Origin of the sequence: Micromonospora sp. NPDC002296, assembly GCF_040296145.1 — a bacterium.
Lineage (GTDB): Bacteria > Actinomycetota > Actinomycetes > Mycobacteriales > Micromonosporaceae > Micromonospora.
Window position 1 is genome coordinate 109,841 of the sequence record NZ_JBEOWQ010000010.1, and the last position, 15,556, is coordinate 125,396.

The following is a 15,556-nucleotide window of genomic DNA, read 5'->3' on the forward strand; positions in this document are numbered from 1 at the left end:
GGCCGACCGGCGTCGACGGCCGTTCCGACGTCAGTGGCGGCCCTGGGCGAACTCCTCCACGATCTTGGCGCAGAACGCCGGAAGGTCAGCCGGCTTGCGGCTGCTGACCAGGCCGTTGTCCGTGACCACCTGCTCGTCGACCCAGTTCGCGCCGGCGTTGGTCAGGTCGGTGCGCAGGCTCGGCCAGGAGGTGATCCGGCGGCCCCGGACCACGTCCGCCTCGACCAGCGTCCACGGGCCGTGGCAGATCACCCCGACCGGCTTGCCGGCCTCGAAGAACGCCTTCACGAACCGCACCGCGTCCGGGTCGGTGCGCAGGAAGTCCGGGTTCGCCACCCCGCCCGGCAGCACCAGGGCGTCGTAGCCGCCGGCGTCCGCGTCCGCCGCGGTCACGTCCACGTCGTACGTCCTGCCGTGGTCGAGGTGGTTGAAGGACTGGATCCGGCCGGGCTTCAGCGAGACCAGCTCGGCCGTGGCCCCGGCCTTCTCGACCGCCTCGCGCGGCTGCGTGTACTCGACCTCCTCGACGCCGTCGGCGGCCAGGAAGGCGATCCGCTTGCCCTGCAGTGTCGTCGCTGCCATCTCGTGCATCTCCTCTCCGGGTACCTCTGGACGTTCCCGGGCCCGGATGCCCGAAACCCGGCCCCGAGGTGACCCGGGCCGGCCGGGCGGGCGGGGGGTGGCCCAGGTTTGACCCGGCACCCCATGGGGACCCCGACGGGCATGGCAGGAGCAGCAGCGGAAGAGCGCCGGCTCGCCACCGTCGTGGAGAGCTGGCTGGGCCGCCCCGTGCTGGTGATCGGCGACGCCATGCTCGACGAGTGGCGGTTCGCGGACTCCGACCGGCTCTGCCGGGAGGCGCCCGCCCCGGTCCTCAGCCTGCGCCGGCGCATCTCGGCGGCCGGCGGCGCGGCGAACACCGCCGTCAACGTGGCCGCCCTCGGCGGGCGGGCGGTGCTGGTCGCCCCGGTCGGCGCGGACGCCGCCGGGGACGAGCTGCACGACTGCCTGGACCGGGCCGGCGTCTGGGACCGCACCGTCAACCAGCCCGGCCGGTCGACCCCGGTGAAGCGGCGGATGCTCGCCGGCAACCAGATCCTGCTGCGCGAGGACTCCGGCGACCCGGACGACGTGCTCGAACAGGACGGCGTGGCCCGGCTGCTCACGGCGCTGGAGTGCGCCACCGAGGAGCTGCGGGCCGCCGCCCACGGCGAGGTGCCAACCCTGGTGGTCTGCGACTACGGGCTGGGCTCGCTGCCCGCGCCCGTGCGCGCCTGGCTGGTCGCCGCCCGGGACCGGTACGCCACGGTCGCGCTCGACGCGCACGACCTCGCCGACTGGCGGGGCCTCGCGCCCACCGTGGTCACCCCGAGCTTCGCCGAGGCCACCCGGCTGCTCGCCCGGGCCGCCGCCCGGTCCGACACCCACCCGCACCTCGACCACTCCGGGGCCGACCCGGGGGACGGGCCGTCGGAGCTCAGCGTGGGATCGGCCCCGGGCCGTCCCACCCCGGCCGGGAACACCACCGCCAGCGACCCTGGCGGCGACTCCGCCGACGGGGTGAGGCCGGCGCCCCGGCTGCCGCTGGGCCGGCCGACGGGTCCGACCGGCGAGCCGACGCCCGGCGAGGACCGGGTGGCGATGACCGGCGACGGGCTCAGCGTCACCGGCACGGGCGTGACCGTGAACGCCGAGGCCGGCGACGGGGTGGACCGGGCGGTGCTGGCCGAGTCCCGCCTCGCGGAGCTGCGCGCGCACACCGGCGCGGACGTGGTCGCGGTCACCCTGGACACCGAGGGCGCCGTGGTCGGCGGCGCGGACGGCGCGCCCCGGCGCAGCCACAGCACCCCGGTCCCGGCCAGCCATGCGGTCGGCGCGGGGGACGTGTACCTGGCCGCGATGACGCTGGCCCTGGCCGCCGACGCGCCGCTGCCCACCGCCGCGCAGCTCGCCCAGCTCGCCGCCACCATCACCGTGTCGGACACCGGAACCTGCGTGTGCCGGCGCGAGGACCTGCTCGGCGCGCTCGACGTCCCGGCCGGCGACCCCGGGCACCCGGTGCTGGTCGCCCCGGACGAGTTGGCGGACATCGTGACCGCGCACCGGGACGCGGGTCGGTCGGTGGTGTTCACCAACGGCTGCTTCGATGTGCTGCACCCCGGGCACGTGCGCTATCTGCAGCAGGCCCGGGCCCTCGGCGACCTGTTGCTGGTCGCGGTCAACTCCGACGGCAGCGTGCGCCGGCTCAAGGGGCCGGACCGGCCGGTCAACCCGGTGGAGGACCGGGTGACGCTGCTCGCCGCGCTGTCCTGCGTGGACCACGTGGTGGTCTTCGAGGAGGACTCCCCGGCGGACCTGATCGAGACCGTCCGCCCCGACGTCTACGTCAAGGGCGGCGACTACCCGCCGGAGATGGTGCCGGAGGCGCCGCTGGTGCGCCGGCTCGGCGGGCAGGTCCGCACCCTCGGGTACGTGCCGGACCGCTCCACCTCGGCGATCATCGAGCGCATCCGGGCCCAGGCGACGGGCGCGCCGGCCACCGGGCACCGGTCCGACGGCCCGGGGCAGAAGTTGACCGGCAGGCCGGCGTGAACCGTCCGCTCGACCCCGGCGACGCCGGGGAGTTCCGCCGCGAGCGGCAGCTCGACGTGCTGATCCCGACCCGCAACCGCCCGGCCGAGCTGGCGGTCACCCTGTCCGGGCTGGCCACCCAGGAGGGCGTGCCCGGGTTCGGGGTGGTGGTCAGCGACCAGTCCGACGGCGACCCCGCGTACGCCCACCCGGCGGCGGCCACCATGGTGCGGGCGCTGCGCCACCGGGACCACCCGGTGCTGCTGACCCGGCGGCTGCCCCGGCGCGGGCTGGCCGAACACCGGGCGTACCTGCTGGACCGGTCGGCGGCCCGGTACGTGCTCTGCCTCGACGACGACGTCTGGCTGGAGCCGGGGACCCTGCATCGGCTGGTCACCGCGATCGGCGAGCTGGGCTGCGGCTTCGTCGGCAACGCCGTGCACGGGCTGTCGTACGTCGACGACGTGCGCCCGGAGACCCACGGGCACTACGAGGAGTGGCTGGGCCGGCCGGTGCCGGAGCGGGTCCGCCCGGGCACGCCGCAGTGGCAGCGGGCCTCGATCCATCCGGCGGCGAACCTGCTGCACGTCACGCAGCGGCTGAACCTGCCGCCCGGGGCCTGGCGGGCGTACAAGGTCTCCTGGATCGGCGGGTGCGTGCTCTACGACCGGGCGGCGCTGGTCGACTCGGGCGGTTTCGAGTTCTGGCGGCGGATGCCGGAGAAGCACCAGGGCGAGGACGTGGCCGCCCAGCTCGCCGTGCTGGAGCGGCACGGCGGCGCGGGCGTCCTGCCCAGCGGGGCGTACCACCTGGAGTCGCCGACCACCGTCACCGAGCGGGACGTGGAGGCGTGGGAGGTCGTCCTCGCCGACTCGGACACCCCGCAGCCCGCCTGACGGGCGGGAAACCCCGTTTCCGCTCAGCCGAGCAGCTCGCGGGCGGCCTCGACGACCTCCACGACCGGAACGTCCGTGACGAAGGAGTCGCGGTGCGGGCAGTCGCCGTGCCCGGGGCGGTGCGGGTAGATCCCCGGGGTGCAGTCGACACCGCAGACCGGACAGCGCACCGTCCAGGAGGCGATCGGGCGGTGCCGGGCGCGCAGCGGGTGCCCGCTGTTGATCAGGTTGCCGACCCAGTAGATCCCGACGGTGGCGGTGCCGACCGCGGCGGCCAGGTGCAGCGGGCCGGTGTCGTTGGACACCAGCAGGGCGCAGCCGGCGTAGCAGGCGGCCAGCCCGCCGAGGCCGAGCGTGCCGACGAGCGGGCGCAGCGGCACCCCGGCCGCCGCGACCACCCGGTCCACCAGTTCCCGCTCGGCGGGGGTGCCGGTGACCAGCACCTCGTACCCGTCGCCGGCCAGGGCGCGGGCCACCTCGGCGAACCGCTCGGCCGGCCAGCGCCGCCGGGTGTCGGTGGCCCCGGGGTGCAGTGCCACCCGGGGCCTGGTCGCCGGGCCGAGCACCCCGGCGGCCTCGGCCCGGTCGGCGTCGGTGACCGCGAGCGTCGGGACGATCGTGGTGGCGGGCGCCCCGACCAGGCCGGCCACCTCCAGGTAACGCAGCACCTCGTGCTGGTAGTAGACGTACCGGGTCCAACGGTCCAGCGGCGGGGCGCCCTCGGCCCGCAGCCCGGCGGTGACCCGGGCGCCCAGGCCGGCGACGATCGGGTTGGAGTTGCCGCCGCCGCCGTGCAGTTGCAGCGCCAGGTCGAAGCGCTCGGCGCGGGCCGAGGCCAGGAAGTCGTCCATCGACGACTCCGGCTCGCCGGGTTCGGGGGCGCGGATGCCGGGCGCGGGCGGGACCACCAGCACGCGGTCCACCGGGCCGGGCCGGTCGCGCCAGAGCTTCGCGTGCCACGGCGCGCCGACCAGCACGATCTCCGCCCCCGGGTACGCGGCGCGCAGCGCCTCCAGCGCGGGCAGGACGAAGATGAGGTCGCCGAGCGCGTTGGCGCGCAGCGCGGCGATCCGCGCGACGTCGGGCACGCGCTCGCCCACCGGGCCGAGCGGGGACGGGGTGACCACGACGCGCTACGGCCGGTCGATCTCGTCGGCGGCCCGGTCCGGGTGGTGCAGTTCCCGGCCGGGGGCCAGGTCCGGGTGGTGCAGTTCCCGGTCGGCGGCCGGGTCGACCGGATGGCCGGTGACCGTGCCGGCGCCCCGGTAGCCGGCGCGGCCGACGGTGATGGTGCGCGGCGCGGGCCGGGCCGCCCTGGGCAGCCGGACCCGGAGCAGCCCGTGGTCCATCACCGCGTCGATCCGGTCGGGGTCCACCCGGGACGGCAGGTCGAGCCGGTACTCGAAGCCCCGGGTCTGAAGGCCGCCCGGGATGCCCTGGTCGGCGTTGACCTCGGCCTCGGAGCGGGCCCGGACGCAGAGTTCCCGGTCGTCCAGCTCGACGGCCACCTCCTCGGGGGCGACGCCGGGCAGCCGGACCACGGCCTCCCAGCCCTCGGCGGTCTCGGTCAGCTCCACCTCGGGCGGGCCGGGCCGGGTGCCGCCGACCAGCCGGCTCAGCTCGGCGCGCAGGGACTGGAGTTCCCCCATCGGGTCCCAGCTCGGCTGCCGGCCGCGCCAGCCCCGGCCGCCTGCGGGCTGTTCGCTCATCGCATGTCTCCGATCGAATGGGTGGCCGCCGGTGATCGCAGCGAGCTGGGGGCGTCCAGGTTGGCGTCGCGGTCGACGCCGACGCCGAGCCGGTCGACCAGCTCGCCGCCGAGCCACGCGCTGCCGCCGAGGATGGCCAACGCGACCACCTCGATGGCGATGAGCGCGCCGCCGGCCGTCCGGGAGTCGGCGTTGAGCCGGACGACCCAGACGGCGGCGAACAGCAGGATGACCGCGACGTTCGCGGCGGCGTGGCTGAGGCCCACCCGCTTCGCGCGGGTGCCGGTGGGGATGGCGAGCAGGTCGAACGCGCCGGCCGCCGCCGCCAGCAGGCCGCCGATCAGGCCGACCGTGATGTTCCAGTAGGCCACCTCGCCGAGGAGCCGCGGGCCGCCGACGGCATCGATGACGTCGAAGATCACCGCGGTGACCAGCAGTCCGACCGGGAACGTGATCAGCATCGGGTGCACGGGGTGCCCGAGCACCTTGAGTCGGCTTTCCACTGGCGGCCTCCGTTGGTGTGTTGCGGGCGCTGGCCGGCGCGGTGTCCGGTACACCGCTGGACGAACCTCCGGCCAGACGCGCCCGGCTAGGCTGGGGCGACAGGTGGCCGGGCACCGGCGCCGCACGCCGCCATCACCGAGGTCAACGGTCGGGGGAGGAAGACGTGACGGTGGAGATCACCTCGCACGAGGAACTGCGCGAGCTGCTGGGGACGCCGAACGCGCGGGCGGCGGCCAAGGAGCGGACCGTCCTGCACGAGCGGGACCGGCAGTGGTTGGCCGCCTCGCCGTTCTGCCTGGTCGCCACGGCGGGCGCGGACGGCACCTGCGACGTCTCGCCGAAGGGCGACCCGCCCGGCTTCGCGCTGGTGCTGGACGACACGACCATCGCGATCCCCGAGCGGCCGGGCAACCGGCGGGCGGACGGCTACCGCAACATCCTCGACAACCCGCACGTCGGCTTGCTCTTCCTGATCCCCGGCCGGACGGACACGCTGCGGATCAACGGCCGGGCCCGGCTGGTGCGGGACGCCCCGTTCTTCGACGACATGATGGTCAAGGGGCACCGGCCGATCCTGGCGATCGTGGTGGAGATCGAGCAGATCTTCTACCACTGCGCCAAGGCGTTCCTCCGCTCAGAGCTGTGGCGGCCGGAGACCTGGCAGCCGGACGCGCTGCCGTCCCGGGCCCGACTGATCAAGGAGGTCGAGGCCCCGGCCGAGAGCCTGGCCGACCTGGAGCGCCACTACGGCCCGGAGTACGAGAAGAAGATCTACGTCTGATCCCGCCGCGCCCGATGCCGCGGCGGCTCCGCCTTCGCTATTGCTAAAGATATCTTTAGAAAGATAGCTTTAGGTTATGTCGCTGCCCCGAGTGAAGCTCTCCGATCCGGTTGCCCTGCGCGGCTACGCCCACCCGCTGCGGATGGCCCTGATCGGGCTGCTGCGGCGGGAGGGCCCGATGACCGCCACCCGGGCCGCCGAGCGGCTCGACGAGAACGTGCCCAACTGCTCCTTCCACCTGCGACAACTGGCCAAGTACGGGCTCGCCGAGCGGGCCCCCGGCGCCGACGCCCGGGAACGCCCCTGGCGGGCCACCGCGCTCGTCACCTCCTGGGACGACGCCTCGGACGACCCCCGCGTGCGGGCGGCCACGGACGCGCTGAACGCCACCCAGCTCGCCCACTACGCCCGGCAGGCCGAGGAGCACCTCGCCCGGCGGGCCGACGAGCCGACGGAATGGCGCACGGTAACCGGCTTCAGCGACCAGCCGCTCTACGTCACCGCCGACGAGATGGCCGCGCTGACCGCGCGGATGGACGCCCTGCTCGCCGAGTACGACGGCCGGATCATCGACCCGTCCACCCGGCCGGCCGGCGCCCGCCGGGTCACCCTCGTGCGGCTCGCGCTCCTCGGCGTCCCTACCCCGGTCGACGGCGGCGGCACCGGGTCGGACGCCGGCCCGGGCAACACCCGGTGAGCGACGCTGGGAGCACCGCGCCGGTGGCCGCCGCGCCGACCGGCCCCGTCCCACGCGGCGGGCCGCTGCGGCTGCTGCGCGAGCGGACGTTCCGGCGGTACTGGTCGGCGCAGACCGTCTCGTACTTCGGCGACGAGGTCACCACCCTCGCCCTGCCCCTGCTCGCCGTGCTCGGGGCCGGTGCCGGGCCGGCCGACATGGGCTACCTCACGGCCGCCGCCCTCGCCCCGAACCTCTTCTTCTCGCTACTGGCCGGCGCGTGGGTCGACCGGCTGCCGCACAAGCGCCGGCTGATGATCCTCGCCGATCTCGGTCGCGCCCTGCTGCTGGCCGTCGTGCCGGTGCTGTACCTGACCGACCTGCTGGCCCTGCCGCAGCTCTACCTGATCGCCTTCACCACGGGCACCCTCGCCGTGCTCTTCGAGGTGGCGCGCGCGCCGCTCTTCGTGTCGCTGGTGCGCCGGCCCGACTACGTGGCCGCGAACACCCTCATCTCGGGCAGCCGGGCGATGTCCCTGGTGGCCGGCCCGAGCATCGGCGGGGTCCTGGTGCAACTGCTCACCGCGCCGATCGCGCTGCTCGTCGACGCCGTCTCGTACGTCGTGTCCGCGTACTTCCTGGTTCGGATCCGGCCGACGGAGCCGGCGCCGGCCCGGGGCGCCGGGCTCGGCATCGCCGACGGGCTGCGGTTCCTCGCGCGGGCGCCGGCGATGCGGTCCATCCTGCTCGGCACCACCACCCTCAACCTCTTCAACTTCATGTTCTCGGCGCTCTTCGTGCTCTACGCCGTCCAGGAGCTCGGGCTCTCCCCCGGCGTGCTCGGGGTGGTGCTCGGCGCGGGTGCGGTGGGCGGGTTGTTCGGCGCGTCGATCACCGGGCGGCTGACCCGGCGGTTCGGCGTCGGCCCGACGATGGTGGCCGGCTTCGTGGCGTTCCCCGCCCCGCTGCTGCTCGTGCCGCTCGCCGACGGGCCCAGGCCGGTGGTGCTGGGCATGCTCCTCGCCGCCGAGTTCGGCTCCGCCGTCGGGGTGATGATGCTCGACATCACCACCGGCTCGATGCAGACCGCGCTCACCCCCGACTCGCTGCTGTCCCGCACCATGGGCGCCCGGCGCACGGTCAACTACGGCATTCGGCCGATCGGCGCGCTGCTCGGCGGCGGGCTGGGCACCGCCCTCGGCGTCCGGCCGGCACTCTCGATCGCCACCGCCGGCGCGCTCCTCGGCGTGCTCTGGGTGCTCTTCTCCCCGGTAAGCGGCCTGCGGGAACTCCCCGACCGGCCGGAGCAGCCGACCCGCGCCTGACCGGTGCCGGAACTCGGTCGTGCGCGGGCCGGCGGCGATGCTAGCGTCGACGGCCGTGCTGATCCGGGAGTTCACCGAGGCCGACTGGCCGCAGGTGTGGGAGATCGTCGGCGCGGTCGTCCGGGCCGAGGAGACCTTCCCGTACGACCCGACGATGACCGCCGGGCAGGCGTACGACATGTGGGTGGAGCGCCCGCCCGGCCTGACCGTCGTGGCGGTCGAGGGCGACCGGGTCCTCGGCACGGCCAAGATGGGCACCAACCGACCCGGCCCCGGGTCGCACGTCTCCACCGCGAGCTTCATGGTCGCGGCGGACGCCCGGGGGCGTGGGGTGGGCACCGCGCTGTGTCGGCACGCGCTGGGCTGGGCCCACGAGCGCGGGTACGCCGGGATGCAGTTCAACGCGGTGGTCGAAACCAACCGTACGGCGGTGGAGCTGTACCGGCGGCACGGTTTCGAGGTGGTCGGCACGGTGCCGGGCGCATTCGCCCACCCGGGCCTGGGCCGGGTGGGCCTGCACGTGATGTATCGCGCGTTCTGAGCTAGCCGCGCCAGCCCTCCGGGTTGCTGAACGACTCCCGGGAGATGCCCGAACCGGTGCGCGGCCACTCGCCGAACAGCTTGTCGTGCAGATGGGCGAACAGGTAGCAGATGCTCTCGCAGCTGCCGTCCAGGACAGCCAGGGCGGGGTCGGCGCGCACCGCCTCGTAGAACTCCTGCCCGAGGGCGACGATGTGGCCCCGGCAGTAGAGGAAGCCGTCGTCGGAGCCGTCGGTCACCGCGTGTATGTCGGCGCGGTCGATGTCATGCAGCTTGCGCTCCATCACCCGGTCGAGGGAGGTCAGCTCCTCGCTGGACAGCTCGGCGCCGAGGGAGCGGAGGTTGTCCAGGAACGGGGCGAACGAGGCGTCCACGGCGTACACGTTGACGTCGTCGGCATCCGGGTCGCGCTGGACGAGGGCGCGACGCAGCGCCCGGACCTCGGGGCCCAACGGCTCCCACGCGGACTCCACCAGGGCCCAGAACCGGGCCTCGTCGCCGGTGGTCGGCAGCAGCTTCACGGGATCGTCCGAAGGCATGGTCACGGGCGGAATGCTAGCCAGCCCGACCGACACGTTCCGCCGCCGGCCGACGGCGGAAGTGACGGCCATCCCGGACGGATGTGGTTGAGACGACCGGCCCAGGGTACGGATTCGGTGGACGTGAGCACGTTTCCGGCGCGCGAGAGCGCGGAAGACCACAACCCGAAGGAGTGTCGATGACCACCACGGTCGAGAAGTCCGTCGAGGTGAACGTCCCGATCCGCACCGCGTACAACCAGTGGACGCAGTTCGAGGACTTCCCCAGCTTCATGGGCGGTGTCAGGGAGGTGCGCCAGCTCGACGACAGGCGCATGCACTGGGTCGCCGAGATCGCCGGCGTCCAGCGCGAGTGGGACGCGAAGGTGCTGGAGCAGGTGCCGGACCGCAAGGTCGCCTGGGCCGCCACCGAGGGCGCCACCAATGCCGGCGCCGTCCACTTCCAGCCGGTCGACACGAATCGCACGATGGTCCGGCTGTTCCTCGAGTACGAGCCGGAGGGCTTCGTCGAGAAGGCCGGCGAACGGCTGCACCTCGTCGAGCGACAGGCCGAGTCCGACCTGCAGAGGTTCAAGACGTACATCGAGAGCCGAGGCGTCGAGACCGGCGGCTGGCGCGGCACGATCGACGAGGGCCGCCAACTCGGCACGCCCGGCATCGAGTACGCAGCCGGCACCCGGGGCGACAGCGGCAGGGTCGACGGGTCCAGCCGGGACGCCGACGCCGGTACGACTGCGCCGACCACCACCGCGTACCCGGCCGACGCCGGGGCGACGACTGCGCCGACCACCACCGCGTACCCCGCCGACGCCGACCCCGACGGCGCGCGTCGGCCGCTCTGACCGGCTCCCGCACGACGAAGGCCCGGGTCCACGCGACCCGGGCCCGATCACGCCCCCGGGGCCCGGTCGCGTGGCGGCGCAGAGACCGCCGCCCCGGCCGCCCCGGGAGAACGGGCGGGACGGTCGGGGCGACGCGCTACCGGCGGTTCTCCAACAGCCGGGCCACGGTGGCCGGAGAGTAGACCCGGCCCCGGGCGATCGCCGCCACCACCAGCGGGGCGAGCACGGCGACCAGGCCGAGGATCGCGGTCTGCTGGTTCGCGGACAGCGGCAGCCCGAAGGCGACCAGCAGGCTGATCAAGGCCGTCCCGGCGGCGGTGATCCCGCCGACGGTGAACAGCGGCTCGGTCGCGGTCGAGTTCGGGATGGGGATGGGGGTGGACATGCGGGCCTCCTGTGTTGATCGGTCACTCGGTCACGAGGACAGGCGCGCGGCCAACTCGTCGGCGACCTGCCGGGCCATGTCCGACGGCACCGCCGCCGCGATGACCTCCGGGGTCAACCCGGCGGTCTTCAACGCCTCGGCAAGCCGTTGCGGGGACAGCCCGGCGAGCGCCCCGGCGATGATGGCCGGCTCGTCCGCCCAGTCCTTCCCGCCGAGGGTGCTGACCCCGGCGGCCACACCGTCCAGGCGGGACATCACGTAGTCGAGCTTGGCGACGATGCTGCTACTGGCCTTCTCGGGCCCGGTGCCGTCGGGGTCGGACGGTCCGGCCATGCTCGACCCACCGGTGAAGATTCCGGCCCGCAACTGGTGGATCTCGTTCTCGGCCTGGGCGCTCAGTCGTCCTCCGTGTTCGTCGCGGTGAGCAGTCCGATGGTTGTCAGGTAGCGGCGGAACAGCGGGGTCTGGTCCCGGCCCGCCTTGGTGGAGTCGCGGAAGAAGCTGAAATGGGTGTGCCACAGGTGGGAGTTGTCGCCGGTGGTGCGCTTGCCGAGCCGGTCCCACCGCCGGACGACCTTGCCGTCCGGGGAGTAGATGATCTCCCGGACGTCCCGCGTGTCGGCCGCGCCGGCCGTGCACTGCTGCACGCACCAGACCGAGAACGAGCGCAGGTCGTGGGTGCGGCCGGCCGACCGTGCGGTGAAGGAGCCGATGTCCAGGCCGGAGGCGTCCAGGGTCAGCCCCGACCTGTCCCGGGGGGACTCCACGACCGAGTAGTCATTGGTCACGACCCGGTCGGAGCCGCAGTGGTAACCCCCGCGGTGGGCCGGATCGCCGACGATGCCGACGGCGGCCGGGTCCAGGTTCTTGAGGTACGACAGCAACAGGGTCCGAACGTTCAGGAGATTCTTCGGGGCCCGGGTCATGGGGGCCCTCCTTCCGGGGGAAGGCCAAGCACGACGATCACTCCGAGTGAGAATCCGGAGGCGCAGGACACGCCCGGCCAAGGGTGCACATCGTCGGGCTGATGACCCAAGGGTAATCAGGCAAGAATGCCCCTACCAGGGGAAACGTCCGCTCTTCGGATAGTGGTAGTTGTCGAAGGAGGGTTTCGCGCGGACCGGCCCCGGGGGCTAGAACCCCCAAGATGCGCACGAAGAGTCACCATCCGGCGGCGGGAGCAGGGCCTCCACCCGGGCGGAGAAGCCCCCGCAGGGCCGCGCGAAAACGCCCCCGCCGGCCGAAGCCGTGCGGGGGCGCTGCGCGAGGGCTGCTCGGGGCCCCTTGGAGTCGGTGGTCAGCGGGTGCAGTTGATCTGCGCCAGCACCGAGTAGAGGCCCGGCCACGGCTGCGTCGTGAAGCTTCCGCCGTGGCTGCACTGCGTGTCCGGGTCGAAGCCGTCCGCGATGGCGAGCGCGCGCGCGTTGTTGGTGGCGAAGGACAGCGCCGTGAAGTAGTTGTTGTTCATGCCTCTGCCGTAAAAGGCCTTGGTCTCGGCGGCGGATGCCGGTCCGGCGAGCAGGACGGACGCGGACACCGCCCCGGCCAGCACTGTGGCTGCGACGATCCGACGAAGTGCGGGCATGCGGGCTCCACTCTGTATCGATCCGAAGCCCGAGCTTGCCAGAGAGATAGACGTATATCAACTACAGACGGGAGCGGCCCCGCCCGCCCCGATCAAAGGCCGCCGGCTCCGTCGCGTCGCGGGAGCCCGGTAGCCGCGTCAAACCGACAGGTCGTCGGGATGGCTGCCCGCACCATGAGAGCGACGTGCGGCGTCGATCTCACCGATGCGCTTCCCGGCCCATGGCGTCACCACCTGCCCCCGTCTCTGACGTCGGGCGTTGATCCGTCGCCGCCTAGGTTCGGCTCTCACTGTCCAGCCCTGCTGCTGTCACCGTTGCTGTCGACAGCAACAGGGCTGACTGCTTCGGCGAAGGAACCACCGGCGCACCTCGTTGCGGAGAGCGGCCAGCAAGGCGCTTGACTTGGGCTGCGCATACTGGGAGCAGCGATAGGTCCACGTGCTGTCAATCAGGCTGGTGGTTGCTCAATAGACGGAGGTCCGCATGCGGTGGCTCATGATCCTGATCATCGCGTTGGCGGTCGTTGCAGCGGTCTGGCTGTGGCGCCGCACCCGGAAGGCCCCGCTCGACATCGACGGCCAGGTTCGTAACCGGCAGGCATCGACTGAAGCCCGCAGACGACTTGACGAACACCGCAACCCGAGTGACGGCAGCTCCGGCAGCGGCGCTGGCGGGGTCGGCGGCGTCTGGGGCGTGTAAGGCTCCTCACCAAACAGCCCGACCCGCCCGGGTCGATGGCGGACGGGTCATCGGGAGCGCCAGGCGGCAGAACGCCTGAACTGCGACAGTTGGGCCGACCCTGGCTTGGTGTTCGCAACCAGCGTCGGTACCCCCATCCACCCGCGCGACGACTACCGCTCGTTCCGGGAGATCATCCGGCAGGCCGGGCTCCGGCAGGTTCGGCTGCACGACCTACGCCACACGGCTGCCAGTGTCCTCCTCGCCCAGGGCGTGCCTGCCCGCATCGTCATGGAGATCCTCGGTCACTCGCAGATCAGCGTGACCCTCAACATCTACGCCCCCACGTAGCTCCGGAGATCGCACCGGAAGCCGCTTCCCGGATGGAGGGGGCGCTGTGGTCGAGTGGATGAGGCTTGGCTGCTCGGCTCAGCGACGGCAAGCGAAAGGCCCAGGTCATGATCGGCGATCAAGCCGGTGACCTGGGCCTTTCCATGGAGCCGCCTGACGGAATCGAACCGTCGACCTACGCATTACGAGTGCGTCGCTCTAGCCGACTGAGCTAAGGCGGCAACGATCACCGAGTGTACGGCACATCCGGGCGGCGGACCCAGTCGGATCCCCTCCGCATCGGCGGGTTGCGGACAAGCCGGCCAGGGGATGCCCACACCCGACAGCGCGGCGGCCCGGCCGGGACTACGCTGCCCCGGGTGACCGACGATCGCACCCCCGTCGACGGCCAGGACGACGTCGACCGCCCGGACGACGACAGCGCCGACGCCGGGGCGGCGCGTCGGCCGCGCGGCATCGACCCGCTGGAGCTGGGCTTCACCCCGCGCAAGCCGGTGCCCTGGCTCGCGCCGCTCCTGCTGATCAGCACGGGCCTGCGTACGCTGCTGGCGATGCTGTTCGGGGCGTACCTGGACAAGCGGGAGCTGCAGAACGCGTTCGGTGACGGGATCTTCCGCCAGGTCGGGCCGGACGGCGGGCTGTGGCTGGACTACGTGGCCGACCTGGGCGACGGCTTCAACGCCACGTACTCGGTCGCGTACCTGCTCGCCCAGCCGGAGCTGGAGGTCGACGGGCACCGGCTGCCCCGCGCGCAGACCCTGGTGATGGGCGGCGACCAGGTCTACCCGTCGGCGTCCTACGCCGCCTACGAGGACCGGTGCAAGGGGCCGTACCAGGCCGCGCTGCCGGTCACGCCGCCCGAGCGCCCCACCCTGTTCGCGGTGCCGGGCAACCACGACTGGTACGACGGGCTGACCGCGTTCCTGCGGCTGTTCGTCCGTTCCCGGGACCGGCACTTCGGCGGCTGGGGAACCGGGCAGTCCCGCTCGTACTTCGCCGTGGAGCTGCCCGCCGACTGGTGGCTGCTCGGCCTCGACGACCAGTCCGGCTCGTACCTGGACGACCCTCAGCTCACCTACTTCGACGCGGTCGCCCGCAAGCTGGGACCGCAGAGCCTGGTGATCATCGCCGTGCCGGCGCCGACCTGGGTCAAGGCCGTCGACCACCCCACGGCGTACGACTCGATCGACTACTTCGTCCGCACCATCGTCGCGCCGACCGGGGCGCGGGTGCGGCTGCTCGTCTCCGGCGACCTGCACCACTACGCCCGGTACGCCGGCCCGGACCGGCAACTGATCACCTGCGGCAGCGGCGGGGCCTACCTGTACCCCACCCACCACCTGCCCGAGCGGATCGAGGTGCCGCCGCGCGACACCCTGGCCCGGCGGGCCAGCCGCACCCGCGCGTACGACCTGGCGGCCCGCTACCCCGACCGGGCCCGCTCCCGGCGGTACGGCTGGGGGGTGTTCGGCCGGCTGCCGCTGCGCAACCCGGGCTTCAGCACGCTGCTCGGCACCCTGCACACGCTGCTCATGCTGGCCATGGCCGGGGTGGCGGCGAACCGGGCCGGCGGCACCGAGCAGCGGCTGTTCAGCGTCCCGCTGGTGGCGATGCTGGTGGTGACGATGCTCGGGGCGGCGGTCTTCGCGAAGCCGCCCAGCGCGGGCGGGAAGCGGCACGTACGACACTGGCTGCTCGGGGTGGGGCACGGGCTGGCCCATGTGGCGCTGGCCGCCGCCGGCACTTGGGCGTGGCTGTCGCTGCCCTTCTACCACTGGTCCTGGCCGCTGCCGGCCGCCGCCGCCGCGGTGGTCTACGGGCCGGTGATCGGGTTCCTGGCCGCCGAGCTGGTGGCGGCGTACCTGCTGGTCGCCGGCGCGTTCGGGGTGAACCTGAACGAGCTCTTCGCCGGCCAGGGCATCGAGGACTCCAAGGCGTTCCTGCGGATGCGCATCGACCCGGACGGCACGCTGACCATCTACCCGATCGCCGTGGACCGAGTCGCCCGCGACTGGAAACTGAACCCCGACACCTCCCCCTCAGCCTCCTGGCTGGCCCCCGATCTCCCCCTCACCCCCCACCTGGCCGAACCCCCGATAACCCTCCGCCCCTGACCCCGGGTCAGGGATTGTGGTGCTGTTCGGGGGGCGCGAGCTCCTGGAACCGCTGGTAG

Annotated in this window: 18 protein-coding genes, 1 tRNA gene and 1 pseudogene; 10 read left to right on the plus strand and 10 right to left on the minus strand. The window is 73.3% G+C overall.

What is annotated here, in order from left to right:
* Nucleotides 1–30 precede the first annotated feature (30 nt).
* Nucleotides 31–582 (minus strand): type 1 glutamine amidotransferase domain-containing protein, encoded by a 552-nt coding sequence (locus ABT023_RS11450; RefSeq protein WP_350884214.1) that lies wholly within the window; start codon nt 580–582, stop codon nt 31–33.
* 141 nt (nt 583–723) lie between these two features.
* Here ABT023_RS11450 and rfaE2 point away from each other — a divergent pair, with 141 nt between their 5' ends.
* Nucleotides 724–2,592: a D-glycero-beta-D-manno-heptose 1-phosphate adenylyltransferase gene (rfaE2, locus tag ABT023_RS11455; RefSeq protein ID WP_350884216.1), complete on the plus strand. Its 1,869-nt coding sequence runs from the start codon at nt 724–726 to the stop codon at nt 2,590–2,592.
* Complete coding sequence (locus ABT023_RS11460) at nt 2,589–3,467, plus strand: glycosyltransferase family 2 protein (protein WP_350884218.1); 879 nt, start codon at nt 2,589–2,591, stop codon at nt 3,465–3,467. The genes rfaE2 and ABT023_RS11460 overlap by 4 nt, the downstream gene beginning before the upstream one ends.
* Nucleotides 3,468–3,490: 23 nt before the next feature.
* Here the strand turns inward: ABT023_RS11460 and ABT023_RS11465 are convergent, their stop codons facing one another.
* The 3 genes from ABT023_RS11465 to ABT023_RS11475 are packed head-to-tail and all read right to left on the minus strand — an operon-like array spanning nt 3,491 to nt 5,679.
* Complete coding sequence (locus ABT023_RS11465; RefSeq protein ID WP_350884220.1) at nt 3,491–4,594, minus strand: glycosyltransferase family 9 protein; 1,104 nt, start codon at nt 4,592–4,594, stop codon at nt 3,491–3,493.
* A gap of 6 nt (nt 4,595–4,600) precedes the next feature.
* Complete coding sequence (locus tag ABT023_RS11470) at nt 4,601–5,176, minus strand: Hsp20/alpha crystallin family protein (protein ID WP_350884222.1); 576 nt, start codon at nt 5,174–5,176, stop codon at nt 4,601–4,603.
* On the minus strand, nt 5,173–5,679 hold the full coding sequence (locus ABT023_RS11475; RefSeq protein WP_350884224.1) for a DUF2231 domain-containing protein: 507 nt from the start codon (nt 5,677–5,679) through the stop codon (nt 5,173–5,175). The genes ABT023_RS11470 and ABT023_RS11475 overlap by 4 nt, the downstream gene beginning before the upstream one ends.
* A 164-nt stretch (nt 5,680–5,843) precedes the next feature.
* On the opposite strand from ABT023_RS11475, the gene ABT023_RS11480 reads away from it, so the two are divergent.
* The 4 genes from ABT023_RS11480 to ABT023_RS11495 all read left to right on the plus strand — a co-directional run bounded on the left by ABT023_RS11480 (nt 5,844) and on the right by ABT023_RS11495 (nt 9,003).
* Entirely contained in the window at nt 5,844–6,461 is a 618-nt protein-coding gene (locus ABT023_RS11480; RefSeq protein WP_350884226.1) for a pyridoxamine 5'-phosphate oxidase family protein, read from the plus strand.
* A gap of 76 nt (nt 6,462–6,537) precedes the next feature.
* The gene (locus ABT023_RS11485; protein ID WP_350884228.1) at nt 6,538–7,158 is read left to right on the plus strand and encodes a helix-turn-helix domain-containing protein; all 621 of its coding nucleotides are present in this window, start codon (nt 6,538–6,540) and stop codon (nt 7,156–7,158) included.
* Nucleotides 7,155–8,462, plus strand: a complete 1,308-nt coding sequence (locus tag ABT023_RS11490; protein ID WP_502890644.1) for an MFS transporter — start codon at nt 7,155–7,157, stop codon at nt 8,460–8,462. The genes ABT023_RS11485 and ABT023_RS11490 overlap by 4 nt, the downstream gene beginning before the upstream one ends.
* A 55-nt stretch (nt 8,463–8,517) precedes the next feature.
* Nucleotides 8,518–9,003: a GNAT family N-acetyltransferase gene (locus ABT023_RS11495; protein ID WP_350884230.1), complete on the plus strand. Its 486-nt coding sequence runs from the start codon at nt 8,518–8,520 to the stop codon at nt 9,001–9,003.
* Nucleotide 9,004: 1 nt separating this feature from the next.
* On the opposite strand, the gene ABT023_RS11500 is transcribed toward ABT023_RS11495, so the two are convergent.
* A complete protein-coding gene (locus ABT023_RS11500; RefSeq protein ID WP_350884337.1) occupies nt 9,005–9,541 on the minus strand; it encodes a DUF4240 domain-containing protein in 537 nt (178 codons plus the stop codon).
* Nucleotides 9,542–9,720: 179 nt separating this feature from the next.
* Between ABT023_RS11500 and ABT023_RS11505 the strand changes: the two are divergent.
* Nucleotides 9,721–10,170, plus strand: a pseudogene (locus ABT023_RS11505) (SRPBCC family protein); the annotation flags it as partial.
* A gap of 349 nt (nt 10,171–10,519) precedes the next feature.
* Here the strand turns inward: ABT023_RS11505 and ABT023_RS11510 are convergent.
* The 4 genes from ABT023_RS11510 to ABT023_RS11525 all read right to left on the minus strand — a co-directional run bounded on the left by ABT023_RS11510 (nt 10,520) and on the right by ABT023_RS11525 (nt 12,353).
* Nucleotides 10,520–10,768 carry a hypothetical protein gene (locus tag ABT023_RS11510; protein ID WP_350884232.1) on the minus strand — a complete coding sequence of 83 codons (249 nt, stop codon included), beginning with the start codon at nt 10,766–10,768 and terminating at the stop codon, nt 10,520–10,522.
* 30 nt (nt 10,769–10,798) lie between these two features.
* Entirely contained in the window at nt 10,799–11,101 is a 303-nt protein-coding gene (locus ABT023_RS11515) for a hypothetical protein (RefSeq protein ID WP_350884234.1), read from the minus strand.
* A 62-nt stretch (nt 11,102–11,163) separates the two neighbouring features.
* Nucleotides 11,164–11,694: a hypothetical protein gene (locus ABT023_RS11520; protein ID WP_350884236.1), complete on the minus strand. Its 531-nt coding sequence runs from the start codon at nt 11,692–11,694 to the stop codon at nt 11,164–11,166.
* Between the two features lie 371 nt (nt 11,695–12,065).
* Nucleotides 12,066–12,353 carry a hypothetical protein gene (locus ABT023_RS11525; protein ID WP_350884238.1) on the minus strand — a complete coding sequence of 96 codons (288 nt, stop codon included), beginning with the start codon at nt 12,351–12,353 and terminating at the stop codon, nt 12,066–12,068.
* A 496-nt stretch (nt 12,354–12,849) separates the two neighbouring features.
* Between ABT023_RS11525 and ABT023_RS11530 the strand changes: the two genes are divergently transcribed.
* Together ABT023_RS11530 and ABT023_RS11535 are read left to right on the plus strand one after the other, a co-directional pair.
* Nucleotides 12,850–13,053: a hypothetical protein gene (locus tag ABT023_RS11530; RefSeq protein WP_350884240.1), complete on the plus strand. Its 204-nt coding sequence runs from the start codon at nt 12,850–12,852 to the stop codon at nt 13,051–13,053.
* Nucleotides 13,054–13,161: 108 nt separating this feature from the next.
* Nucleotides 13,162–13,383 carry a tyrosine-type recombinase/integrase gene (locus ABT023_RS11535; RefSeq protein ID WP_350884242.1) on the plus strand — a complete coding sequence of 74 codons (222 nt, stop codon included), beginning with the start codon at nt 13,162–13,164 and terminating at the stop codon, nt 13,381–13,383.
* Between the two features lie 144 nt (nt 13,384–13,527).
* Here ABT023_RS11535 and ABT023_RS11540 read toward each other — a convergent pair.
* Nucleotides 13,528–13,604: transfer RNA gene (locus ABT023_RS11540), tRNA-Thr, on the minus strand.
* 138 nt (nt 13,605–13,742) lie between these two features.
* Here ABT023_RS11540 and ABT023_RS11545 point away from each other — a divergent pair.
* A complete protein-coding gene (locus ABT023_RS11545) occupies nt 13,743–15,497 on the plus strand; it encodes a metallophosphoesterase family protein (RefSeq protein ID WP_350884244.1) in 1,755 nt (584 codons plus the stop codon).
* The last annotated feature ends 59 nt before the right edge of the window (nt 15,498–15,556 follow it).